This is a genomic window from Pseudoalteromonas sp. OF7H-1, assembly GCF_022347825.1.
Taxonomy (GTDB): domain Bacteria; phylum Pseudomonadota; class Gammaproteobacteria; order Enterobacterales; family Alteromonadaceae; genus Pseudoalteromonas; species Pseudoalteromonas maricaloris.
On the sequence record NZ_JAKRFX010000002.1, the window covers coordinates 394957 to 420188 of the forward strand.

23 protein-coding genes are annotated in these 25232 nt (G+C 43.5%); 14 read left to right on the forward strand and 9 right to left on the reverse strand.

Annotated elements, in window-relative coordinates; genetic code table 11:
- Window positions 1-179 precede the first annotated feature (179 nt).
- Window positions 180-2339 (forward strand): S46 family peptidase, encoded by a 2160-nt coding sequence (locus MHN30_RS03860; protein WP_130164422.1) that lies wholly within the window; start codon window positions 180-182, stop codon window positions 2337-2339.
- Window positions 2340-2851: 512 nt separating this feature from the next.
- Here the strand turns inward: MHN30_RS03860 and MHN30_RS03865 are convergent.
- From MHN30_RS03865 to soxR, 7 genes are all read right to left on the reverse strand, one after another.
- Complete coding sequence (locus tag MHN30_RS03865; RefSeq protein ID WP_045989102.1) at window positions 2852-3175, reverse strand: hypothetical protein; 324 nt, start codon at window positions 3173-3175, stop codon at window positions 2852-2854.
- Window positions 3176-4402 (reverse strand): RHS repeat-associated core domain-containing protein, encoded by a 1227-nt coding sequence (locus tag MHN30_RS03870; RefSeq protein WP_239358439.1) that lies wholly within the window; start codon window positions 4400-4402, stop codon window positions 3176-3178.
- 63 nt (window positions 4403-4465) lie between these two features.
- Window positions 4466-5671, reverse strand: coding sequence for a hypothetical protein (locus tag MHN30_RS03875; protein WP_239358441.1), 1206 nt, complete (start codon window positions 5669-5671; stop codon window positions 4466-4468).
- A 21-nt stretch (window positions 5672-5692) separates the two neighbouring features.
- A complete protein-coding gene (locus MHN30_RS03880; RefSeq protein ID WP_239358443.1) occupies window positions 5693-7600 on the reverse strand; it encodes a hypothetical protein in 1908 nt (635 codons plus the stop codon).
- A 16-nt stretch (window positions 7601-7616) separates the two neighbouring features.
- Window positions 7617-8096 carry an Ig-like domain-containing protein gene (locus MHN30_RS03885; protein WP_239358453.1) on the reverse strand — a complete coding sequence of 160 codons (480 nt, stop codon included), beginning with the start codon at window positions 8094-8096 and terminating at the stop codon, window positions 7617-7619.
- A 171-nt stretch (window positions 8097-8267) separates the two neighbouring features.
- Window positions 8268-10052, reverse strand: coding sequence for a DUF885 domain-containing protein (locus MHN30_RS03890; protein ID WP_239358455.1), 1785 nt, complete (start codon window positions 10050-10052; stop codon window positions 8268-8270).
- Between the two features lie 13 nt (window positions 10053-10065).
- A complete protein-coding gene (soxR, locus tag MHN30_RS03895) occupies window positions 10066-10572 on the reverse strand; it encodes a redox-sensitive transcriptional activator SoxR (RefSeq protein WP_010375466.1) in 507 nt (168 codons plus the stop codon).
- An 81-nt stretch (window positions 10573-10653) separates the two neighbouring features.
- Here soxR and MHN30_RS03900 point away from each other — a divergent pair, with 81 nt between their 5' ends.
- Together MHN30_RS03900 and MHN30_RS03905 are read left to right on the forward strand one after the other, a co-directional pair.
- Window positions 10654-11109, forward strand: a complete 456-nt coding sequence (locus MHN30_RS03900; protein WP_010375468.1) for an NAD(P)H-dependent oxidoreductase — start codon at window positions 10654-10656, stop codon at window positions 11107-11109.
- A 423-nt stretch (window positions 11110-11532) separates the two neighbouring features.
- Window positions 11533-11994: an SMI1/KNR4 family protein gene (locus MHN30_RS03905; RefSeq protein ID WP_239358464.1), complete on the forward strand. Its 462-nt coding sequence runs from the start codon at window positions 11533-11535 to the stop codon at window positions 11992-11994.
- Window positions 11995-12076: 82 nt separating this feature from the next.
- On the opposite strand, the gene MHN30_RS03910 is transcribed toward MHN30_RS03905, so the two are convergent.
- The gene (locus MHN30_RS03910; protein ID WP_239358466.1) at window positions 12077-13711 is read right to left on the reverse strand and encodes a methyl-accepting chemotaxis protein; all 1635 of its coding nucleotides are present in this window, start codon (window positions 13709-13711) and stop codon (window positions 12077-12079) included.
- Window positions 13712-14103: 392 nt separating this feature from the next.
- On the opposite strand from MHN30_RS03910, the gene MHN30_RS03915 reads away from it, so the two are divergent.
- The 8 genes from MHN30_RS03915 to MHN30_RS03950 all read left to right on the forward strand — a co-directional run bounded on the left by MHN30_RS03915 (window position 14104) and on the right by MHN30_RS03950 (window position 20480).
- On the forward strand, window positions 14104-14535 hold the full coding sequence (locus MHN30_RS03915; RefSeq protein WP_239358468.1) for a hypothetical protein: 432 nt from the start codon (window positions 14104-14106) through the stop codon (window positions 14533-14535).
- 314 nt (window positions 14536-14849) lie between these two features.
- On the forward strand, window positions 14850-15758 hold the full coding sequence (cyoA, locus tag MHN30_RS03920; RefSeq protein WP_130164416.1) for a ubiquinol oxidase subunit II: 909 nt from the start codon (window positions 14850-14852) through the stop codon (window positions 15756-15758).
- Between the two features lie 2 nt (window positions 15759-15760).
- The gene (gene cyoB / locus MHN30_RS03925) at window positions 15761-17743 is read left to right on the forward strand and encodes a cytochrome o ubiquinol oxidase subunit I (protein WP_045989093.1); all 1983 of its coding nucleotides are present in this window, start codon (window positions 15761-15763) and stop codon (window positions 17741-17743) included.
- 3 nt (window positions 17744-17746) lie between these two features.
- Window positions 17747-18367, forward strand: coding sequence for a cytochrome o ubiquinol oxidase subunit III (gene cyoC / locus MHN30_RS03930; RefSeq protein ID WP_010606488.1), 621 nt, complete (start codon window positions 17747-17749; stop codon window positions 18365-18367).
- A complete protein-coding gene (cyoD, locus tag MHN30_RS03935) occupies window positions 18367-18726 on the forward strand; it encodes a cytochrome o ubiquinol oxidase subunit IV (RefSeq protein WP_017218861.1) in 360 nt (119 codons plus the stop codon). Before cyoC ends, cyoD begins: the two co-directional genes overlap by 1 nt.
- Window positions 18727-18739: 13 nt before the next feature.
- On the forward strand, window positions 18740-19618 hold the full coding sequence (gene cyoE / locus MHN30_RS03940) for a heme o synthase (RefSeq protein WP_239358470.1): 879 nt from the start codon (window positions 18740-18742) through the stop codon (window positions 19616-19618).
- A gap of 302 nt (window positions 19619-19920) precedes the next feature.
- A complete protein-coding gene (locus tag MHN30_RS03945; protein WP_239358472.1) occupies window positions 19921-20148 on the forward strand; it encodes a hypothetical protein in 228 nt (75 codons plus the stop codon).
- Window positions 20149-20168: 20 nt separating this feature from the next.
- Window positions 20169-20480 carry a YciI family protein gene (locus tag MHN30_RS03950; RefSeq protein WP_128727789.1) on the forward strand — a complete coding sequence of 104 codons (312 nt, stop codon included), beginning with the start codon at window positions 20169-20171 and terminating at the stop codon, window positions 20478-20480.
- Here the strand turns inward: MHN30_RS03950 and MHN30_RS03955 are convergent.
- Window positions 20470-21000, reverse strand: a complete 531-nt coding sequence (locus tag MHN30_RS03955; protein WP_088530931.1) for a TetR/AcrR family transcriptional regulator — start codon at window positions 20998-21000, stop codon at window positions 20470-20472. The genes MHN30_RS03950 and MHN30_RS03955 overlap by 11 nt on opposite strands.
- 110 nt (window positions 21001-21110) lie before the next feature.
- On the opposite strand from MHN30_RS03955, the gene MHN30_RS03960 reads away from it, so the two are divergent.
- The 3 genes from MHN30_RS03960 to MHN30_RS03970 all read left to right on the forward strand — a co-directional run bounded on the left by MHN30_RS03960 (window position 21111) and on the right by MHN30_RS03970 (window position 25072).
- Window positions 21111-21572: an HPP family protein gene (locus MHN30_RS03960; protein ID WP_088530930.1), complete on the forward strand. Its 462-nt coding sequence runs from the start codon at window positions 21111-21113 to the stop codon at window positions 21570-21572.
- 151 nt (window positions 21573-21723) lie between these two features.
- Window positions 21724-23697 (forward strand): UvrD-helicase domain-containing protein, encoded by a 1974-nt coding sequence (locus MHN30_RS03965; RefSeq protein ID WP_239358482.1) that lies wholly within the window; start codon window positions 21724-21726, stop codon window positions 23695-23697.
- An 85-nt stretch (window positions 23698-23782) separates the two neighbouring features.
- Window positions 23783-25072, forward strand: coding sequence for a Glu/Leu/Phe/Val dehydrogenase (locus MHN30_RS03970; RefSeq protein ID WP_130164408.1), 1290 nt, complete (start codon window positions 23783-23785; stop codon window positions 25070-25072).
- Window positions 25073-25232 lie beyond the last annotated feature (160 nt).

Genomic DNA, 25232 nt, shown 5'->3' on the forward strand with positions numbered 1-25232 from the left:
GCCAACAAGATACCATGAGAGGGGTTACCTTTAGCACTTGAGACGATGTAAAGTGGAGAGTCTGAGGAAGAGTATTTACATTGGTTTATTAAATTCCACCGAAATAAATTGCTATTTGGCGCTATCTTGGGTCACATTACTGACCGTAATTAAAATAATATAACATTTAGGATTGGAATATGCGTATTAAAGCTATCTCCGCGGCCATGGTGTTGGCCTTTTCTCAGTATGTTGCTGCCGATGAAGGCATGTGGCAACCACATCAGCTACCTGAACTTGAATCTATTTTAAAGTCTAAAGGGCTAGAGATAGATGCTAAGTCAATTTCAAAACTCACTGAGTTCCCGATGAATGCGGTGATTAGCTTAGGTGGTTGTACGGCGTCATTTGTCTCTCCTAAAGGTCTGGTGGTGACAAACCATCACTGTGCATACGGCTCTATTCAATACAATTCAACAACAGATAACAATATTCTTGAGAATGGCTTTTTAGCAAAACAGCCAAGTGAAGACTTGCCGGCGGCACCGGGCTCACGCGTTTATGTGACTAAAGAAGTGTCGAACGTAACGGATAAAGTTAATGCTGGGACGGACTCACTGACCGGTAAAGCACGTTTTGATGCCATTGACAGTAAGCGCAAGCAACTTGTTGCTGAGTGTGAGCAAGATGAAAGCTATCGCTGTAACGTTTACACCTTTCATGGTGGATTGGAATATTACCTCATTAAATCGCTAGAGATAAAAGACGTTCGTTTGGCATATACACCTGCGATGGGCGTGGGCAAATATGGTGGCGATATAGATAACTGGATGTGGCCTCGTCACACTGGCGACTTTGCTTTTTACCGTGCATATGTGGGTAAAGATGGTAAGCCAGCTGAGTTTTCTAAGGATAACGTACCTTATAACCCAGAGTCGTTTTTGAGTGTGAGTGCAAAAGGCGTGCAAGAGGGCGACTTTGTGATGGTAACGGGTTATCCGGGTCGTACCAACCGTTATCGTATTGCTTCTGAAGTAGATTATGTGTTTAACACGGTTTACCCCATGGTACGTAAACATAACTCTAAGTATGTGGCACTGATTGAAGAAAATGCACCAGAAGGTTCTCAAGCTCGTATCGCTTATGAAAGCACCATTGCAGGTTACAACAATTACATCAAAAACTTTGGCTCTATGATTGAGAGCTTCAAAAAAGGCAGTATGTACAGCCGCAAGCAGCAATTTGAGCGCGATCTGAGTGCATGGATTAATGCCGATGCAGACCGTAAAGCAAAGTATGGCGCTGTGCTAAATGAATTGAGCGAGTTGGTTGCTCAATCTCAAGCCCATTATGAGCGTGATATGATGGTTGGCTATATCCACCGTTCGCAAATGATGTCTACTGCGCGTCAACTTTATCGCTTGGCGGTTGAAAAACAAAAGCCTGATGCTGAGCGTGAGAGTGGTTATCAAGAACGCGATATGCCAAAAATCAAAGCGGGGCTTCAGCGTATGACGCGCCGCTATGATGAAACAGTTGATAAAGCGATTATGCTTTACTTCATGGAGCTTTATGCAGCCTTGCCAAAAGAAGCGCGTTTAGCTGAAGTCGATAAGCAGCTTCAACTTGAAAGCGGCTTCAATAAAGCAAAGCACCAAGCGCTGCTAGATGAGATGTATGCTAACTCTAAGCTTGCTGATGAAAAAGCCCGTCTTTGGATGTTAGATTTAGAGCTTGAGCAGTTAAATCAGAGCTCTGATCCATTTATTCAATATGCAAAAGCGATTTTTGCAGTGATGAAGCAAATCGAAGATGAAGAAAAAGAATTGGCTGGTAAGCAGCAATCTGCTCGTCCTGCTTTGATGGAAGCCATTATTGCTTACAACAAGTCGCAAAATAAGCCAGTTTACGCAGATGCTAACAGCACACTCCGTGTCACTTACGGTACGGTAGGTGGTTATTCACCGCAAGATGGCTTAGTGGCAACGCCATTTACCTCGCTTGAAGGGTTACTGGCTAAAAATACCGATGTTGAACCATTTAACGCGCCGAAAAAGCAACAGCAGTTGATCCGCGAAAAAGTATATGGTCAATATACAGGGGGCATGAATACCGTACCGGTGAATTTCCTTTCTAACGTGGATACCACAGGTGGTAACTCGGGCTCGCCAACCTTAAATGGGAAAGCGGAGTTAGTAGGTTTACTATTTGACGGTGTATATGAAAGCATTATTGGTGACTGGGATTACGATAAAAACCTAAACCGCTCAATCCATGTTGATTCGCGTTACATGTTATGGGTAATGGACAAGGTTGATAATGCGCAAAACCTGCTAGATGAAATGAAGATAGTAAAGTAGGTCGACCTTTAGGTCGACAATCCCCCCAACGTTTAAAGGGTAGCCCTTGGGTTTATAGGGTACCCTCTAGGTTTAAACGTTAGTCGGCCTAAAGGCCGACCTATGGGTGATATCGAGGGCGTTCAGAATTCTGCGTAGCACAAATATTGCTAGTTTGGTTGAGTCCCAGCCCCGACTAGCGAGGCTTTGGATTCAAAATTTATTTAAACCTGAGCTTTCGAAAACTAAACACGGAATAATAGAGCATGAAAAAGCCTATGCTTAAAAGCACCGCCCAATGTTCCCAATTCATCCAACTATGTACGATCTGCTCATACTCTATAATAGTGTACTAGTGTGATTACTAAGGGATATTGACGGTATAAGTACCAAGCGATTTTGACATAATCACACTAATTCACCTTAGGCACGGATTTTCACCTAAGCAGATCACCCAATTGAATTTGGCACCAAGCGACTATTTTCATTGACAAAAAAACAAAACCAGCTTCCGCTGGCTTTGGATTCAAAATTTACCACCAACCAGATAATTCATCACCAATGATTTTCCCTCTTTCTATTGGATCTAAAGCTAGAAACGATTCTTTTTGCTTTTGACTCTTTAGAGAAAAGCGATGCATAGTAAAGCAAAGTACTAAATATGGTATAAAAAATACGAAAGACATACCTAAAAAAAATGTTATTTGTTCTATCATATTTCCCTCTAGACCAAACAATACCAACGGAAGTCCTATGAAACACATAGGCCACATCAAGTGCTTGTATGCAGTTATTGCTGCATACCCAAAAACTTTTCGATTAAATAATGTTTCAGAAAGATAACTTGGATTATTCATTTAACACTTGTTTCCTGCTTGCTTATCGTAATCTGTACCACAATTATTTGTATTAGCTTGTGACTCTTGATTCAAATATTCCATCCCTTTTTGAATAATTGTACCTGAAGGAACTGGACTAGTAATACTATCTGTAACTTTTACAGCTGCACCTGTAGCTAAATCCTGCCCTTTTCTACCTGCTTGAATTGCACCAACAGCAGCTACTTTTGTTACCCCATCTGTAGCGGCGATAACTCGTTCAGTCTTAGAAGTCAATTGTACAGTTTCCTTACCAATCTTTATTGCGCCAGTTACACCACCTTTTACAAGTTGGGTCCCCATTGCTCCAACGGACCCTAATGCAGCAGATGTGGCAACACTCCCATAATCAGCGTTAGATAATGCATCACCTAAGCTAGCTCCATTCTTCATTTGACTATACAACTGCATTCCCAAATCAAGACCACCACCAATAGCGGCACCAACTAAGAAATTCAAAAATTTCCCAGTAGGATCTGTGTGATTGATCGGATCATTCCCCACATAAGCATAAAGATTCATCTGATCTTCATAACCTACAGGATCAGTCTGGAGGAAACGCCCTAGCTTTGGATGATAAATCCGTGCTTTGTAGTAGTATAAATCGAGCTGATCTAAATATACTTGGCCAGTGTAACCAAAGCGGCCAATGTTGTCTTTATCTGGGATCCCATAACTGTCATAGGCGAGGATGTGCTCTTTGTCACCTGTTAAATAGCTGGTGGCGATGATGCTACCTTGGTGGTTTTGGTAGTAGTATTTTCGGTTGCTGATAGCGCCAGAGTCGTAGCGTAACAAAGGTTCGTCAATGCTATCACTATACACGTAGCGGTTGGCGAGGGTGCCATTGGTATTGTATTCCATTGCAAGGTTATCGCCATCGTATACAAATTCGCGTGTGATACCGTTGACGGTATATTGGTAAAGTCGGCCCTTAGGATCATATTTTAAAAGGGCAGTAACATCACCAGTCACTTTTGTTAGGCGGTTTTCGTGGTCATAAGAGTAACTTTTAGCGCCATCACTTTTGAGGTTGCCTTTTTCGTCATAAGTGATTGTTTTTCCGTTAATTCGAGTATACTGATTTAGGCCATTAGCAATATAGTTGCCAGTTAAGTTATCGTTGCCGCTATAGTGGTAGATGTCGTTTGATAAGCTTATAGCCGTGATTTGGTTTGCTTGATTGTGGCTAAAGTTGGTTGCCAAGTCATATGTCTGGCCTTTTAAATCATGAGTTAGTGATTGTAAGCGACCAATGTCATCGAATTGCTAAAGGGTTTCTGTGGTGTTGTAACCTAACCGAGTGGTCTTTGAGCGCAGCCCATTACTGCCATATGTGAGCTGGTACACGGCATTATTCTGTCCTTCTGTCACATTATTTAATCTATCTAAGCCGTCGTATGTACTGGCAAAGGACTCGCCATCGGGGTAGATAACAGTGATTTGATTGCCATTTTTGTCGTAAACATACCTAAAGGTACGGGTGTTGCCTGTTAAGTTAGTAGTGGTGCTAACCAGCTCACCAAAACCGTTATAGCTATTGCTGATCCCTTGTCCTGAAGCTGAGCCAAAGCGAGCATATCGCTCTAAATTTTGATTGTTATAGCCGTAGTAAACGTCGGCTACCGTACCTGGTAAGTCTTTCTTTGTGATGCGATTCAAGGCGTCGAAGGTGTAGTTAATAACAGTGCCATCGCGTTGCCTAAGCTTCTTTTTATTGTCGTTGGCATCATACCAGTACTGCTGATAATCGCTGTTACTTGCTGTGCCGCGTTCTGTTTTACTGGGGTAATAAATATGAGTTAAACGACCATAGCCATCATATTGGTAATCAGTTAAATTGCCGTTAGCATCTTTAACCGTATCTTTTAATAAACCTGAGTAAGTATAGCTTTGATAGTCCTGCTGTAATGGGGTCCCATAGGCTTTAATTACACGCAGTGGCTGGTTATGGGTGTTGTATTCATACTTAGTCACTCTGTCCCAAACGCTGTGTTGTGAATTTACGTTATGGTGCCGAGCTATACAGGGGTCTGGCGCCATGGTCGTCGACATATTAACCATTTCGCATTTCAAACGGCCAAACTCATCATAGCTGTACTGAGTAATTTTCTTGATAGTGCCATGACGGTTTCTTTCTACGTTGGCAACGAGCATCTTGTACTTGTCATAGCGATAAGTTTTACTGCGATGTACACTGAAATCATGCCAATCCTTAGGCTCAATTTGGTAACTAGGCCATGAAGCGAGCTCACCCCATTGCTCTTTTTCTAGTAAGCCTGCTGAATTGTAGCTTTTCCTCATTGCTTGAAAGAGAAGAGAGCCACTGTTATCAGGGTCAGGGTGAACAACTCCTGTGATTTGTCTGGCTATATTGTAGTGATACCCAGTTTTATAAGCTGCGGGGCCCGCATTTACATTGCCATTTAATGTGGTTGCAACAAACAGCACAGCGATAAATATAAATTTATGCATAATCCAAATTCCATTTTGATGTTACTGACAACGAGTCAAGTTTGCTTTGGGTTTGATTTCAGACGTTTTGTTACCGTAGATATCATAATCAAAGCAGGTCCTACGTATTTCTCCATTACCGGTGTCCGAGACAACAATGCCATGTACGAGCAAGCCATCGGGCTTTGGTTGGGTAGAATATTCAAACATGGTAATCACTTCATCACCCGTTTTAGCACAGCCAAATTGACCGCTGTTACCCGTTTTACAAAAGCTTTCTCGTTGCTTCACCCAAATACCTTGCTCAAGGGAAAGGTGTGGCGGATTTTCATTGACAATATGCGCTTTTATTTGACCATAATAATAGCTCTGTTCGGCCCGAACGCCATCGATTTCAGGCTTAAGCACTATTGCTATTTTGCCGTTCCTACAATCATAACCATAGTAGGTAACATTGCCATTGCGGTCTTTAATCCAGCTCGGTTTGCCGCGAGTGCTCATGGAATTGCAATGGTTCTCATAGCCGGCACTATAAAACTGCGTTTCACCTTCTTTATTAGTGCGAGCCGACTTAATAATATTGCCATGGTCGTCATAGGTAAAAGTCTCCGTCATATCGCCATAGCGATAAAGCCCTTGTGAAATAGTACCTGGGCTACCATAGTTGTACTGGATTGACACAATACGGCCATTATCATCATAGGTACCAGAGATACCTCTTACTTCATCTTGAAAGCCAACCATTTTCGAATGGCTATCATAAACAACTTTTAGAACTGCGCCATTAGAGTCTTTCGACTCGCTGTAGCTACCGCTATATTGGTGTTGCTGAGGGGGGTAATTGTAGCGCCACGAAGCACTGCGATACTTGGAAAGATATACCACTCCTAGTTTAAATGTCTGACATTGTCGCTCTGTGCCTTGGAAAGTGCAGTGGTAGGTGTTGGTGTACTGATACTCGCGCTCAGCTTGCCCTTGGCTAGAGCTACTTGAAATTGTAGTTATGCGCAAATGATTACGACCAATTGAGCAAGCCGTGCGACCTTCGCCGGATGAGCAAAAACGCTCATGTTTAAACTTTTTATAGGCCTGATTGGCGAAAGTAATCGTCGTATCGCCGCCATTAAAAGGATCTACCCAAGAGAAACTAACTTCTGGCCAGTCATTGCTGAAATCACAGTTTACTGCAAGCGGTGCACAGGCCTCATACTCACTAACAAATGCCTTAATTTGTGTCGGCCTTGTCCATTGGTAATAGGCATATTTATCGCTGTGGTGGCTGGGTACACTACTGCTGTTAAGTTGATACCGATACTGCAATTGGTATCCAGCGCTTGAAGTGACAGACTGAATCCGATGAATGATGTCACCGTCATAATTGGCGTCTTTAAAGTTCACCTTTATGATTAAGCCACTGGGGTACTTTATCTGAGTTGCAACAGCATGCTTGCGATACGTTTCTAATGCCGAACTGGGCGGTTCATAATGATAATGGATGCGTGAATCATAAGTCACTTCGACTCCTTGGCTATTGGTGTATTTCCAAATAAAGTCACTGTGTTTCTCGATGACGCCACCATTACGGCCAACAAAGCGCTGCGTGGTCGATGGTGCTTGAAAACCCGACTCAGACAGGGAGCCAAAAGTTGCGCGGACATCCGGTAGCGGCATATCTGAGTGCCTAACGTAGAGTGCTCCTGAAAAGTTATCGGCAAACAGCTTGAGGTTATTGGAGTAAGAGAGCAGGCGGTGTTCAAGGGCAAATTCGCCACTGCCGATGCTCACACCTTGCTCATTAATTTCAATATTTCCTGTGGTCATATTAACCTGATTACTGTCGGTTAAGCTGTACTCTGGCGGGCCAGGGATCGCCATTTGAATTTGTGCATAAGCTTGGGGGGGCATCAGATAGATACAGCAGAGGCACAGTAAGTATGTGATTAATTTCATGTGTAATCCTTTACAGTTATTGGGTGTATACCGTCACGGTTGCTTGTGATACGCCGCCATTATTATCGGTGATGGTGTAGATAAATCGTGGCTCTGGGTGTTGGAAGCCAACGGCGGTAATTGTTAGCGTATTGTCATCATTTATGGTGACGGAAAGAGTGCCTGAAGCATCGGTTGCACTGACTTGCAGTGTATCACCATCAGGGTCACTATCATTTGCTAGCACATCCAGTGTTTTTGGTGAGTAAAGACCGTTTAGGGTAATGCTATCGTCTTGTGCATTCGGTGGTGAATTGCTGTTATCATCGGCAGCCGTGACTTTTTTACGGTTGCCTGCGGCATCGTATTCATAAGAACGAACACCATTTTTTGTGTCCAGTGTTTTTGTCAGCCTCCCAAGTTCATCGTATTGGTATTCAGTGTTAATGGGCGCAGCGGGCAAAGCCGTTGCACACATACCCACAGCGAGGGTAAATATACATTTCCTTAATTTCATTGCGCTTAACTTCCTAGTTAAAAATGCAACAAAAGCTTAATATAAAAGTTAAGTCTTAAATGTGTTAAATTGTTACTGTGTTGTTTTTTATGTTTTTTTATGTTTTTTTGCTAGTGCTTAGCTCCAACACAAGAGTGAGGAAGCTAAGCTAATAGCGATAGAAGTGTTCGATTACTTTGTCATTAACTGGCGGATATATTTCACCGGAGCACTGCCAAAGCTTAAGAACTCTTCGTGGAATGTCTTTAAGTCAAATTCCTTTCCAAGCTTTTGTTTTTGCGTTTCACGAAAGTCGTAAATTTCGCGATAACCAGAGTAATAGCTGGTTAATTGTACTTGGCTCAAGGTTGCACGGCGCCATTTACCTTCGGCTTCTGCACGCTCTTGGAAAGCTCCATTCATCAGCAGATCTAAGCCTTCTTCTTTGCTTATTCCTTTTACTTGGATACCGTAATCTAGGATGGTGTTACAGATCACACGTAGATTCCACTTGTAGTACATTAACCACATTTCAGGCTCAAAGTTACCATAGCCTTCTTCTAGCATCATGCGCTCAGTGTATACTGCCCAGCCTTCAATCATCGCGCCATTGCTTAAGATACTCTTCACCAAAGACGGGGATTCGTTAGAGTAAACCAACTGAGTGTAATGACCTGGCACGGCTTCGTGAATATTTAGGATCTGCAGGATCCAGTGGTTGTATTCACGTAGATACGATTCAGCTTGCTCGTCGCTCATTGAGTCCAGTGGAGAGACGTTATAATAGGTGTTCTCTTTTTTGTCGTATGGGCCCGGAGCACTGATTGAAGCACCAGCAAAGCCACGCATATATTCAGGCGTCTCGCGAACAACCAACGGCTTTTCTGGGTCTAGCGTGATGAGATCTTTTTCCATCACAAACTTTTCAAGTTCTGGTATTTGCGCCTTGATTTCGCTCACAAAGTTTTCACGTTTTACGTGTTTGACTGAAAGGTGCTTGATAAGCGTGGCAATCGCATCAATGTCAGATTCAGGGCGTGGCTTGTCAGCAAAGTACTTTGGCCAGAGTTGATCAACAATCTTAACCATTTCATTAGTAACACGGGCTTTGTCGGCCAGTGCCTTTTCATACATTTGCTTGGCGGTGTAGCCAGACTGAATATCAAAGGCAAATTTTTCTTCGTACAGCTTCTCACCAATTCTAAATGAGCGCGCGTTACCGCTTTCGCTTAACTCTTTTTCAAGATTGCTAAGGTAAGATACATATCCATTGATGGCAGATTTCGCGGCAGCGAAGCGCTGTTTGAATAGGGCTTTTTCCTCGGCTGTTAATAATGAAGTCGCGAGTTTATCAAGCAACTCATCGTTTAATACACTAAATGCGCCTTGGTTTTGTGCAATCGCAAGCTGAGTATATTCAAGCGTTGGATTGTTAATATTGTTTTGTGCAGCTTCATAATACGCTGGCACATATTGAAGACGTGCTAAAACGAGCTTGAGCTTTTCGTCATCCGTTTTAAAGCGGCTGTTGAGTATCGTCGCAAAGCCATAAGAAACATTGTAGTTTGACGGATTCCACTGCCAGCTTTTGAAGGTTTCAATATGCCAGATATCGCGTTTTAAGCGATTCTCAATTAAGTGATAATCGATTTTTTGACTATTGCTTAAGTTAGCAAGATCGAACTGCTGTAACTTAGCCAGTTGCGCCTGAGAGAAGGCAACACTTGCATCACGAGTCGCTTGGGTTGGTACAGTGATAATATCGTCGTACTTGCCAAAGCCTGCCCAGAGCGACGCTTCTGGGTACTGTTTCCATAAGTCATTGATAAATTGCTGAGAAAAATCAGCGAATTGTGCATTTTTTGCTACTGTTTGCTGTGAAGCTGAAGGCGTCGTCTCGACAGACGAAGGAGAAAGTGAGCAGCCAGTCAGGCCCATTGCCATGGCTAGCGCCATGCACAAGGCAGTCTTTTTCATTATTGTGTCCTATTTAATGGTTTTCGCTATCATAACAAGATTTTGCTTTATTTGCTTTGTCTGGCTCATCCAACCACACCGCACCGTTAGCCTCTTTAGCAACGATGTCATCGGGGTTGTAGATAGGGCATGATTTCATCGACAAACAGCCACAGCCAATGCAACCATCGACATAGTCTCTTAAGCGCTGCATGTAAGCGATTTTTTCGTCCAGCTTTGCTTGCCAGGCTGTAGAAAGTTTGGCCCAGTCCGCTTTGGTTGGTGTTCTTGAATCGGGTAGGGTATCAAGGGTTTCTTTTATCTCCCCTAGGGTTATCCCCATTTTTTGACCAGCTTTAATAATGGCAATTCGGCGCAACACATCCTTTTTATAACGGCGCTGATTACCGTTATTACGCCAACTACGAATAAGCCCTTTGTTCTCATAGAAATGCAGTGCAGACACCGCAACGTCAGCTCTTTGGGCAACCTTACCGACACTGAGGTTTGGCTCGTCTCTTAATAATTTTTCAGTTTTCATAAATTAGTACTTTACCTTAACTTAAGGTGAGGTTTTAAGGTAGCACCCAATTTATTATTAGTGCAACTGGAATTGAAGATTATGAAAACAGTCGTTATTTACTCAAGCTCAAACCCCAATGGAAATACCTACCAATCTGCAAAGGCACTAGCAGAAGAAAAAAGAGCTGAGCTCATCTATTTAGACCGTTATAAAATTGGTGAGTATTGCTACAAACACTCTCACAGTGATGATGACTTTGTTAACCTTTTTAGATGGGTACTTGGTTTTGAGCACATCATTTTTGCATCCCCCGTTTATTGGTATGCAGTGACACCAAGAATGAAGGCATTTATCGACAGAATAACTGACTTTATGGACATAGAAGCGTTAAAGCCTGAGCTTAGAACGCTACGTGAAAAGCAGTTTTCTATCTTGTCGACCTCATGCCAAGAAAAAGCACCGGCACCATTTACTGAGATGCTGGTGGGGACCTTTGAATATTTGGGTATGAAATTACAAGAGCAGCGTCACGTCCATTATCCTTATGCTGATTAACTGTGGTGGACTTTGTTGGGTGGGGTTGTGTGACGATGGCTTTTAAAGATCGCTGCGTAAAGCAGCTCCTACGCTGGAGTAAAACCAGTCTGATATAAGGCGGTTTACACGCCGAGCAGTTTGTGACTGGTGTTTATTTAGAGGAGGGGGAGGGTTTTTACAGTTCGCTGTGTAAAGCAGCTGCTACTTAGAAGCAAAATGGGTTATATTGGATGGGATTGTGTAGCAATGGTTTTTACAGATCGCTGCGTGTAGCAGCTCCTACTCCGAAGTAAAACTAGTCTAGTAGGAGACGGTTTATCCGCCGAGCAGTTTTGTTACCTGTGTGTACTTGCAAAGGCCGAAAATAAATAGAGTGCTATTAGTTTGAGTCTTGACTGTGGCAAATTGGTGTGACGCAGCGTAAAACGTCAAGGAAGAAATATGAAGATCTCCAAGATACAAAAAGAAAGAACGATTATTTTGCCAGAGAAATATTTAGCGTTTCTTGCAAATATAGAGGCGGGTGAGGACTATTTCTTCAACGAATATCCAGAAGAGTATCCTGATTTTGAGGGACGGTGCTGGGCTTTCTATGATGAATCACTATTGAGTGAAGAAGTTGAAATGATTGGTGTTGGTAAGGCACCTGCACATCAGCAACTCGCGCTTTACTTAAAATGTTATCAACAAAGCACTAAAAAAGGTGAAATTCATTCGCCTGAAGGACAGATCGCTATTGGTCGAGTCGCCAATGCTTTTGTTATTGCAGAAGATGACGGTGATTTTTTGTATCTAGACCCTGAAGATAACTTTTCGGTTTGGGTATTTTATCATGATGGTTGTGATGTAAAGAAAGTATCAAATTCAATGGCAGAGTGGTTGAAGCGCGCTAAGGCTGCTTAATAGAGTGGGGCGCTAAAACCCCTTGCTACCCAACATTTTTCAGCGGAAGTACGCACTTCCGCCTATGCGAATAGGTGCAAGGTCACACCTTAAATTCATTTACCATTTGTGAGAGTCGTTGTGACATTTCGCTTAATTGCTGGCTCGATGCTTTGGTGTGTTCAGCGCCAAGAGCAGTTTGGTTTGCAACTGTTGCGATGCCATTGATGTTGTCAGTCATATCATTAAGATCTTCGGATTGCTTTTCACTCCAGGTGGCGATATTAACGTTAATATCATGCACGGTTGCGATGGAGAGGTTGATTTGCTCTAGTGCGTGCTTACATTCTTGGCTCACTTTGAGGCTTTGCTCGGATGCTGCACGGCAGCTCTCCATTTCTTCAACGGTTGTGGTGACGCCATTGTGCAGTTTATCAATGATCGCTTGAATATCATCGGTAGATTGTTGCGTACGCTGAGCTAGTGTTCTTACCTCATCGGCCACCACGGCAAAACCGCGACCTTGTTCTCCTGCTCTCGCAGCCTCGATGGCCGCATTCAATGCTAATAAATTAGTTTGATCTGCCACTTTTTTGATGACGTCAAGTACTGCACCAATCTCGGTTGATGAGCGTTGTAGTTCGAGCACAGCTTGTTGCGCTGAGTCGACGCTACGAGAGGCATGCGCTATGACTGCCACATTTTCGTCTACATGCGTCAGCCCTTGGGTCGTCAATGTGGTTGTCTCTGTCACTTTATCAAGCGCACGCTTTGACTCATTATTGACAGCTTGCGCCACTTGATTAAGCGATTGCATGCGGTTTTGCACTGATTCTGTTTCACTGTTTTGTTGTCCAATACCAGCTTGGATCTGCTCGGTAATACAGGATAACTCCTCTGCTTGGGAAGCCAAAGAATGGGTGTTTTCGTTGATATCGTGCAGTACATCACGAAAATGCGAGTTCATTTTATTAAATGCGATAGCCATTTGGGCAAGCTCGTCTTTACCGTGGCTTTTCAGTGCAATGGTGAGGTCTTTTTGCGCTGAAATGAGTCCCATAGTGCGGGTGAGCTTATCCAGTGGCTTGGTAATATTTTTGCTGATCAAGCTCGAGAGGAAAATAAGTAATATCGCATAGCCGAGCGTTTCAGCAGTCATCAACATGAGTCGGTCATAAAACTGTTCTTCAACGTCTTGAAGGTAAATGCCTGTCCCAATTGCCCAGTTATAGTGCCCTAAGTTAACAATATAAGAAAGCTTGCCCTCAAGCTCCTTTGTCCCCGGTTTTGGCCATTCATATCGGGCAAAGCCTTGTTGATTTTGATTAGCAATGACGACGAACTGGCTGAATGCCTCGCGAATAAAGCGTTCATGATGGTGAGTCATTGAGGTGCCATTGAGTAGTGGCTTAATGGGATGTGTTACCATATTCCCGTTTAAGTCAAATAAGAAGAAGTAGCCAGCATCACCATAGCGTGCAGCATCAATGAGTTTTTTTATTTTTTCTTGTCTTTGTTGTGGGGAGAGTGAGGCCTCGGTGGCAACCATATTAAGTTGTGCAACTGTGGTTTCCATTAGGTTTTTTGCATTAATACGTCTTTCTTGCGTTAAGCTGTCTCGTAAAACGAGTGCTGATGAGAGTTGCACAAGGGCAATGATCACGACAGACAAAAGCAGACTAAGTCTGAGTTTATTGGGCACTTTCATTAAACCTAGGAGTTTATTCAGCTGCTTCATGAGTTCCTCTAATAACAAAGAATTAGTTAAAATGACAGCGATGTCAGTTGGCGTGGATCATACTTAGAACGAACCAAAAATAAATAGCATGAACAAGAGGTGAATAAAACATTGGGCCGTGTAGACGGCTATATAATTGATAGTTAATAAAAATGTTAATATTCACATTTTGTAAATGATTGTAAATGAGAACTATTGTTAATAAGTGCGTTTAAGAGTTTTCTCTTAGGGAAGGGTGGATGTTAGGGATAGATCAAGAAAATTTGATATAGATCATTGCAGATATCGCTTGAATCGAATAGCGACTTTGTTATACTCGCTGCGAATTTTCAGTTTAGACTGAAAGTTCTGAACTAATCAATTCTATCAAGATAAAAACATCAGGATAATCTGTGCCACTGTTAAGCTATGTTCGACATACTGCTACTACTGACGATACGATCTATCAAGGTTGTACGATCACGCGTGCGCAGTTATTCGGTCGTATTTTCAGTGTGCTAAGCGCATTGATGATGTTTAACACGGCATTATTATTCACTGGCATGTTAGGTGATGTAGCTGAATTAGAAGCACTTTTTGCAGATAATTCACTACCTGACTCTGTTTTGGTGATGCTTGGAGAGTTTTGGGCTCAGCCTATCTTGTCATTACAATTATTGATAGGTCTTTATTGGTTAGTTTTTCATACTATTTTGCCTACACGCGCTGGCGTTGTCCTGCGTAAAACGGCATTCGCCTCTACCGAGGCTATTCAACCTCAACCGGTGCCTAGCGCACATGGTTGTCGTGCTCCTCCTTTTGGGTACCGCTGTCTGTTTGCGTAATCGCAATATTTGAGTCCAGTGCGTTTGATTTACGCGATTTGGATCAGCAGTCAGCAATTCAGTTTCAATTACATTAATCGGCTACTTACAGTCCTTTTAGGGCGAATTGTAAGCTTAGTAAATGTGATTGTCCGTTTACTGTATCGATTATTTGGTAAATGGTTAGTGACTGGTATCAAAGGAGCTTTTCCCTTCACTAATACATTTTCCCTGATGGATACAGTGCAATTCGAACTTGTGCAGCATAGCTTGCACAAATAGATACTCAGCGCGCTTGATAAATAAGCCGCAGCTTATCGTTGAAGGGTAATCAATTGAATAAACGTAGTGTTGTGAATTATGCGTTCGCTTCATTGGGGCTTATGCTCACCGGCTGTAGTGGTGGCATTTTAGATCCCAAGGGGCAAATTGGCATGGATGAGAAGTCCTTGATCATCATTGCCACTGTACTGATGTTACTCGTTGTAGTACCAGTTATTATTCTTACCTTATATTTTGCGTGGAAGTACCGAGACGGTCGTGACCACGAGATTTATGCACCTAAATGGGCTCACTCTAACAAAATAGAAGCCGTGGTTTGGACCATTCCGATTGTGATTATTATTGTACTTGGGGTGATCACTTGGCGCTCTACACAATCACTTGATCCGTACAAGCCGTTGGAAGGTAAGGGTGAACACCTCACTGTTCAGGTGGTATCGCTAAACTGGAAGTGGTTATTTATCTATCCAGAGCAAGGCATTGCCACAGTGAATGAGCTGGTGTTTCCTGCGAATGTACCAGTGGAGTACAAAATCACTTCCGAAAGCACCATGAACTCTTTCTTTATTCCACAGCTTGGTAGCCAAATCTACTCGATGGCTGGGATGGAAACACAGCTTCACCTGATTGCCAACGAGCCGGGGACGTTCAAAGGCTTTTCTGCTAACTACAGCGGAGCGGGCTTTACGGGAATGAAGTTCGATGCCATTGCGACCAAAGATCAAGCAAGTTTTGATAGCTGGGTTGCCGATGTCAAAGCAAACGGCGAAGCCTTAACCGCAGGTCGTTATACGAAACTGGCTGAGCCTTCGGAATATCACCCCGTTGAATATTTTGGTTCGGTAGAGCAGGGCTTATTCCACACCATAGTTATGAAGTACATGCAGGGCCATGGCGAAATGAGTTATTACGCCAAACCAGAGCATGCTGCGCATCCACATCACGGCAAGGCTGAGGAGTAATTATGTCGTTGTTTGGTAAATTATCCATCGAGGCAATCCCCTATCACGAACCCATCATTATGGTGACGTTAGCTGTGGTGGCGATTGTTGGTCTAATTGTGGCGGCAATGGTCACAAAACACAAAAAATGGGGCGTGCTGTGGCACGATTGGATCACTTCAATCGATCATAAACGCTTAGGCGTGATGTACATTATCTTGGCATTAATTATGTTAATGCGTGGTTTTGCCGACGCCATCATGATGCGCACACAGCTGGCGATGGCCACAAGCGGCGCTGCCGGTTACTTGCCTCCTGAGCACTATGACCAGATCTTCACCGCACACGGGGTGATCATGATCATCTTTATGGCGATGCCATTTATGATTGGTTTGATGAATATCATCTTGCCACTGCAAATTGGTGCTAGAGATGTTGCCTTTCCGTTTTTGAATAATCTCAGTTTTTGGTTGACGGCGGGCGGGGCAATTCTGATCAACTTGTCCTTGGCATTTGGTGAGTTTGCAAAAACCGGTTGGGTGGCGTATCCGCCATTGTCGGAGTTGTCGTTTAGTCCGGGTGTCGGGGTTGATTACTATATTTGGGCACTGCAAATATCCGGACTTGGGACATTGCTCACCGCCGTAAATTTCTTGGTAACCGTATTTAAGATGCGTGCACCTGGCATGACGCTAATGAAAATGCCTATTTTTACTTGGACTTGTACTTGGGCAAATATTCTAGTTGCGGCATCTTTCCCAATTCTTACTGCGGTGCTAGCGATGCTAACGCTTGACCGTTATATGGATTTCCACTTCTTCACCAATGAAGCCGGTGGTAATGCCATGATGTATATCAATCTGTTCTGGGCATGGGGTCACCCTGAAGTTTATATTTTGATCTTGCCTGCGTTTGGGATTTTCTCAGAAATTATTTCAACCTTTACAGGTAAACGCCTGTTTGGCTATAAGTCGATGGTGTACGCCAGCGGTGCGATTTCTATTTTGGGCTTTATTGTTTGGCTACATCACTTCTTTACTATGGGTTCAAGCGCCAATGTTAATGCTTTCTTTGGTGTCATGACGATGGTCATTGCGGTCCCGACGGGAGTAAAACTCTTTAACTGGTTATTTACCATGTATCGCGGTCGTTTGCGGATCACGGTGCCGGTCCTTTGGACGTTAGGGTTTATGGTGACCTTTACCGTTGGTGGGATGACTGGCGTACTGCTTGCCATTCCTGGCGCGGACTATGTGCTGCACAACAGTCTTTTCCTAATTGCACATTTCCATAACACCATTATCGGTGGGGCAGTGTTTGGTTATCTGGCGGGTTTTGCTTACTGGTTCCCTAAAGTAATGGGTTACAAGCTTGATGAGCGTTGGGGTAAAGCCTCATTTTGGTGCTGGCTAGTTGGCTTTTTTGTAGCCTTTATGCCGCTTTATGTGCTTGGCTTCTTGGGCATGACACGTCGGCTTAATCATACCAACACGCCAGAGTGGAACATTTGGCTATACATCGCGTGTATTGGTGCCTTTATCATTATGTTTGGGATAGTTTTCCAAGTGGTACAGCTAGTGGTGAGCTACAAAAATCGCGAGCAATTGCAAGACACTACGGGCGATCCGTGGAATGGGCATACGCTGGAATGGTCAACGGACTCTCCTCCGCAGTACTACAACTTCGCGAAAACCCCTGTAGTTGACGATATTGACGCTTGGACAGAAATGAAAGAGCAGGGACAGGCATATCAAAAGCCTGCACATTATCAGCCTATTCACATGCCAAAAAATACCCCGGCTGGAGTGCTTATCAGCGCGTCATTGACCGTGTTTTGCTTTGCCATGATTTGGCATATTTGGTGGTTAGCGGCGGTGGGTTTTGTCAGTGCTATCGCGGTATTTATTAAGCGTTGTTACACCAGCGACGTTGATTATTATGTTCAGGTTGACGAGATTGAGCAGATTGAGTCTGCCCACCTTTCTCGCGCATTACAGGAGGGTTAATTCATGAGTGCAATTACTCCCGCTACGCTGCATGCGTTAGAAGATGCTCACGAGCATGCAGATCATGACACAGGTTCAAATACCGTATTCGGTTTTTGGCTATATCTGATGACGGACTGTTTGTTGTTTGCTTCTTTCTTTGCCACTTATGCTGTGTTGTACATGAACACGGCAGGTGGCGTGTCTGGCAAAGACATATTTGAACTGGGTTTTGTTGCGGTTGAAACCGCGGCCCTACTGTTAAGTAGTATTACCTTTGGTTTTGCCATGATAGCGGCAAACAAACAGAAAAAGTCGCAAACCTTATCTTGGCTTGCGGTGACATTTGCCTTTGGTGCGGTGTTTATTGGTATGGAAGTTTATGAATTCCATCACTTAATAGTACATGGTCATGGACCGCAGCATAGTGCTTTTCTGACTTCTTTCTTCTCATTGGTGGGTCTGCACGGCATGCACGTGACGGCAGGCTTGATTTGGATGACTGTGATGATGATTGAAGTGACACGTCGTGGTCTTAAGCCACAAACGGTAACGCGTTTGAGTTGCTTAAGCTTGTTCTGGCACTTTTTAGATATCGTGTGGATCTGTGTATTTACCGTTGTTTATTTAATGGGGGCAATGTAATGAGCCATAGTGAATCTCAAGCGTTAGCACAGATGGATGTTCATGAGCATGAACACGACAGCCACGGTAGTGTGAAGTCGTATCTAATTGGTTTTGTGCTATCCGTTATTTTGACAGCCATTCCTTTTGCTGCCGTGATGAGTGGCAGCTTGTCATCTAGCACGACATTTTGGACGTTAGTGACAACCGCGTTAGTGCAAATTTGGGTGCACCTAAAGTACTTTTTACACCTGAATTTTGTTACGGAAGAAGGCAAGGCAAGCACGCTTTCCTTTATCTTTAGTGCGTTGATTATTGTGATGGTAGTGGGGCTGTCGGTCTGGATCATCTACGAATCGAACGCCATGATGATGTATTAACAGGAGAGTAGTCATGCTGCGTCGTTATTTTCAGGTGACAAAACCTGGGATCATTATGGGAAACTTGATTTCAGTCGCAGGAGGCTTTTTATTGGCCTCTCGAGGTGAAGTTGATTGGCTGCTATTTGCCTTGACTCTACTGGGGCTATCTTTAGTCGTTGCGTCAGGTTGTGTAGTTAACAATGTCATCGACAGGGATATCGATGCGGCAATGGCTCGCACTAAAACTCGCGTGACAGTAACTGGGGAAATTTCCTCAGTTGCTGCACTGTCACATAGTCTGGTACTCGGATTATCTGGCTTTGGGCTCTTAGCCTATTTCACCAATTGGATTGCGCTGGGTTTTGCCGCATTTGGGTTTTTTATTTATGTCGGTGTTTACAGCTTATACATGAAACGAAACTCAGTGTATGGCACGGTGGTTGGTAGCCTGTCTGGGGCAGTGCCTCCTGTGGTTGGTTACTGCGCAGTAAGCGGGGCGTTTGACTCTGGCGCTGCCATTTTATTATTGATGTTTTGTCTTTGGCAAATGCCGCACTCTTACGCCATTGCGATTTTCCGTTTTGAAGATTACCGGGCCGCGAATATTCCGGTGTTACCAGTCGCGCAAGGTGTTGAAAAGGCCAAGCATCACATTGTTTTGTATATCGCCATTTATGCACTCGTGGTGATGTTACTGCCGCTTAGCGGTTATACCGGTATAGCATTTATGGCGGTGGCCTGTACAACCAGTTTTTGGTGGTTATTGATGGCGCTAAAAGGATACCAAAGAGACTTAGATTTACATGGTTGGGCGAGGCAAGTATTTGCATTCTCAATAGTTAATATCACAGTCCTAAGTGTCGCGATGGCAATTGATAATCACAGCACAGTTTCTGCGATGCTGTACTGATCGCAGATTATCCCAAAGTAACTAAAATCCAAAGGCCCACGGGGCCTTTTTTCGTTCTTATCTTAGTTTATACCAATTTGACTTAATACTTGCTCAATTTGAAGGAGTAAATCTGACGCTAACAGCGTTAAAAATTCCTCATTTAGAACAACTAAATAGCAAAATTTTTGCCTAGTTATCGACAAGATTTTCTCGCCTCAAAATAGACCACTTAATTAAGCAAGTTGGTATTATTTTACGTCGCTTGCTTTTTACCCATTTTATCTCCATATCCAGCTTATTGAATAGATGAGAAGATAATAATGGATATAGGGATCACAGAAGTATTGTTGTTATTTACGGCGATTTTTATCGCGTCCTTTTTACTTTTTAAGGTCGTGCTATGGGCCAAAAAAATGCCAAAAGGCGCTTATCTATTTTTGGCTTTGATGCCGCTCATTTCGCTTTTCCCTATTCCACCACCCGTTTTTAAAAATGTCGCGAAAGCCAAACAAGAACAAAGTAAAAAAGCACCCAAATCAGAACCATAATCTCACAGGAAACTAGTTTAATGTCAGCTTCAATATTTATTGTTAATCTTACTTATATTACCGAAATTGAACAGGTAGAGCCGCTGCTCGCTCCTCACATTGCGTTTTTAGATCGCTTCTATGCCAATGGTACCTTTATCGCCTCTGGCAGAAAAATCCCACGAACAGGTGGGGTTATTTTGGCAAAGGCGAGTAGTGAAGCTGAGCTACTTGATATTGTTCGTCAAGATCCCTTTTATGTCGCCGAGGTGGCTCGGTATGACATTATCGAGTTTGTACCAAGCAAGTTTTCATCTTGCTTTACAGAAGTGGAGAAATACCTTAATTCTTGAGTGCTCGCTTGGCCACGTCCGTATCATGACAGGTATAGGCCGTTGAAATAATCCCTTCGCTCAATAGAAACAAGCGCTCGACAGCGGCGTCATCAGCGTCGTTGAGCGCTTGTTTCAGTAATGCTTTTACCGCAAGTTTGTGCCGCTGGCATAGTTGATTTATTGGATTGGTAAGCTCACCAAATTCTGCCGCCGTGTTGATAAAGTAACAACCACGGAAATCTCCCAGCACCGCCACTTTATTATTAATCCACTGATCTAGTGCTGAAAATAGCTGCTCTGTGAGCTGTTCATTCGTTTGAGCATTTTCAAGGCAACGAGATAACCAAGATATAAATAGGTGATGCCGCTGCTCAAGTGTTGCAAGCACCAGCGCCTCTTTACTCTCAAAATGGTTGTACAGGGTTTTTTTAGCAATGCCAGATGACTTTAATACTTCGTTAATGCCAATGGCATGAATGCCATGTTGATAGAACAGTCCCATTGCGCAATCGATCAGTTGTTGTCTTTTTGTACTCATCAGTCAGTCATGTTTATTAGCGTGATTATAGGTTGACAGAAGTAGACCAACTTGTCTACTATTTGCGTGGTAGACAAGTTGGTCTACCTTTTGGAAAGGGAAAGAATACAATGAGAGAAATACAACTTGCTTTAATTGCTGGAGCAGGGGCGTTTATCGCAATTGCAATATTGGCGTTTAGTCAAACGATAAGTGCTGAGCATATTTTTTTAATGGCACCTTTGGGCGCGACGGCAGTGCTGGTATTTGGTGTGCCTGAAAGTCCACTTGCGCAGCCTAAAAATGTCATCTTTGGACATATCATTACCGCTACAATCGGGATTATTTTTGCGCAGTATATCGGTGTTAACGAATTCACTTTGGCATTAGCAACGGGGCTTGGCGTATTTAGTATGTTAGTAACAAAAACCACCCACCCACCGGCTGGCGCGAATCCAATACTGATCATGTTGGCACTAGAGGGATGGAGCTTTTTATTTACGCCTGTGATTATTGGCGCCGTGGTGCTCGTACTGGTTGGTAAAGCAACGTTAGCGGCTAAAACAAAGCTAACTACAGTAACAGCTGCTTGATATGTTGATGTGCAGGCCTTATTCGCCTGCCTTCTCAAATATTGAGTCGCACAATTTGTTAGCTAGGTATTAGATTAGTTCGTTGAAATTAATAAAAAATAAATAGCGATGACAAAATTTCATTAAGCGCGTTTTTGGGTTTCGTGCTAGCATGGCAGCAACGGAATTACTTTGTCTGATTGACCAATTGATAGCATTACATCTCTTTAGTCGGCTGTTTTATGGGGTACGTGGTGCCAAATGTACGAAAGAAGGCCTCCACCTTAAGTCGAAATCTGCTGACAGTTTCATCCCCTTTAGCACTATGACAGTTCCGCCAGCACCTCAGCGTGGTTGGCTTGCTCAAAAAGTCCTGATCAAACAGGGTCACGAGACCTATGTGTTAAGTGTTAAAAATCAAGGTGCAGATGAGTTAGTGCAACAATTGCAACGACTGTGGATCTTACACCATGGCAAGCACTTGCAAGTCAAAATTCGTAAAATCGAGCAGTTATTAACGCGTCGATATCTCAGCCATCAAAATCAAACTCTAGTACGTCATGTTTGCAGTGCCTTATGGTCCAGCTGGCAGCACCTAGATGACAATATCGTGCCAAGTTCGTTAAAGCCTCAAGTGGCAACGGTACGAGAAATTGCACTTTGGAATGAGCGTGATATTGCTGAGTTTCAGTCTACTTTTGTCGATCACTATTTGGCAAAAGACGCTAACTATTTTGACAGCGTTGAATCAAATCCCCTTACGCTAGCTCAGCGTAAGGCTTGTGTGATCCAGGATGACAGGCAATTACTGCTTGCTGGCGCAGGCACGGGTAAGACAAGCGTTATCAAGGCCAAAGTTGGATATCTCTTGCATCGCAAATTAGCTCAGGCGAATGAGCTGTTATTGCTTGCGTATGGTAATGATGCCGCGACGGAGATGCGTCAGCGCTGTCAGCCTCTCTGTAACACCTTAAATTGCTCTACCTTTCATTCGCTTGGCATGCAGATCATCGAAGCGGTTACAGGGGCAAAGCCGACAATTTCAAATCTCGCAACGGATAAAAAACTATTTAAACAATTTGTTGCAGACACCGTGCAGTCGTTGCGACAAGAAAGCCACTTTGAGCGAGACTTTGCGCTATTTCTGAAAAGTTCGAGCACACAGCAAGCGTCACAGGCAATAGACTTAATAAGTCAGGTATTACCTTTGATGAAGCATGCTCAAATAATGGGTGAGGTTGAGCAACTGCTGACGCAATTTAGCAATCAAATGAGTGTGATCATGCCAGTTCTTGCTGAATATCAGCTGTATTTAAGCAATGAGTCTAGCATCGATTTCGATGACATGCTGGAGCGGGCTATTTATTACGTAGAGTCTGGTCAGTTTATTTCACCGTGGAAGTTCATCTTGGTCGACGAATTTCAAGACATCTCCCGTGTACGGGCAAAGCTCATTCAAGTGCTGCTAGATAAAAAAGCCGGATCGCAATTGTTCGCCGTTGGTGATGATTGGCAAGCTATTTATCGCTTTAGTGGTGGAGATATGCGCCTAACCACCGAATTTACTCGCTATTTTGGTAAGTCGACGACCACATATTTGGATAAAACATTCCGTTATCCTCAAACTATTTTAGATACGGCGAGTGAGTTTATTTGCCGCAACCCAGAACAAATAACCAAGCATATCACTTCTCATACCTCCGGCGTGGCAGGGCAGGGGGTGGTGAAAGTTATGGTGGATGAGGAATTGTCGCAGGCGCAACAACTGCTCAATCTTATCGAGCAGCGCAACGAAGGAAAAGCTTCCGTTGCCCTACTGGCAAGAAATCACAGAGCATTACCTGATAAATCAAAGATTGCGCAGTGGCGGCAGCTCTATCCAGAACTTATTATTTCACATAACACCTTTCACGGTGCTAAAGGGACTGAAGCAGACTTTACGATAGTATTTGGTCTCAAGCATAGAAACTTTCCGTCACAGGTAAAAACGCCAGCATTTGTCGATGCGCTTTTACCTGCACAAGGGGCATTTCCCGACGCAGAAGAGCGACGCTTATTCTATGTGGCGTTAACCAGAGCGAAGAAACAATGCTTTTTATTAGCGCCAAACGATGCACCTTCTTACTTTTTAGAGGAAATCGCATAATTATTAATCCCTGTTGATGGACTTGATCTTTTTGTGCCATGCACTCATACAATTACTTGTTGAATAAAAAACAAGCGAGGAAAGGATGAGTACGGATCTACTAAAAGACGCGTTGAAAAGATTAAACCATATAGTCGAAAAAACAGGAATTAACGAGTCTACCTATCAAGCGTTAGCCCAGCCTCAAAGAACGCTGTCGAGCAACATTTCAATTCGTCGTGACAACGGTAAGCTTGATTATTTTAAGGCGTATCGTTGTCAATACAATGATTTGCTAGGCCCAACAAAAGGCGGAATACGCTTTCACCAAGAGTCTGATATGAGTGAGGTGCAAGCTTTAGCCCTTTGGATGACACTAAAGTGTGCGGCGGTTGGCGTGCCATTTGGCGGTGGTAAAGGTGCCGTAACCGTTGACCCTAAATCACTGAGTCCGATGGAGCTTGAGCGCCTTGCTCGAGCATATATTAGAGCTAATGCTGATTTTATTGGACCCGATCAAGATATTCCCGCACCGGATGTGTACACCAATGCCAGGATCATGGGTTGGATGATGGATGAATACGAGAAAATCGTCCGTAAAAAAAGTCCAGCCGTGATCACTGGTAAACCGCTTATTTTCGGAGGGAGTGAAGGGCGAGAGTCCGCCACAGGTCGCGGTGCATTTTTAATGATAGAGCGGCTTAGTGAAAAAAATAATTGGAATAAAGCGGAACAAACAGTAGCTATTCAAGGCTTTGGTAACGGTGGTTATCACTGTGCAAGGCTATTGCAGCAAGCGGGTTATAAAGTCGTTGCAGTAAGCGATTCAAAAGGCGGGATTTACTGTAAAGATGGCTTAGATATAGAAAGCATTTATCAAGAAAAGCAACGCAACAAAGCGCTTAAAGCCGTGTATTGTGATGATTCAGTATGTGAAAGCGTTGAACATAAAGTGCTGAGTAATGAAGAGCTGCTTGCGCTGGATGTAGACATTTTAGTGCCCGCAGCGCTATCCGGCGCAATCACCCGAGATAACGCCAAAGCAGTGTCGGCAAAGTATATTGTCGAAATTGCCAATGGACCGGTTGAGGCGGACGCCGACGAAATCTTGCATGAACAGGGCGTGATAGTGATCCCTGATATTTTAGCTAATGCCGGCGGCGTCATCGTAAGCTATTTTGAGTGGTGTCAGAATCGCCAAGGAGAGGCTTGGGACGAGCAAACTGTGCAAGATAAATTGGCGCGATATTTATCGAATGCATTTGAAGCGGCGTGGCAGCTGCGAAGTGATGAAGGGCTTGAGATGCGAGATGCCGTATACAAACTGGCGTTAAAACGGATTGAGAGCGCCTTGGAAGCTCACGGGACACAATCTTACTTCGAAAATCGTGAGTAGTTTTTTAGATTGTGTCGATAAATTTTTTTTGCTGTACTGTTTTCGGGTGAGTCCACATAATCGCGCTTTTGTTTGGGGGCCGGTGATACACAAACCTGCTTAGGTGTTTTCACTTAACGATTCGTGTCGACAGCGACCCTCTTAATCCGCTACTCAAGGG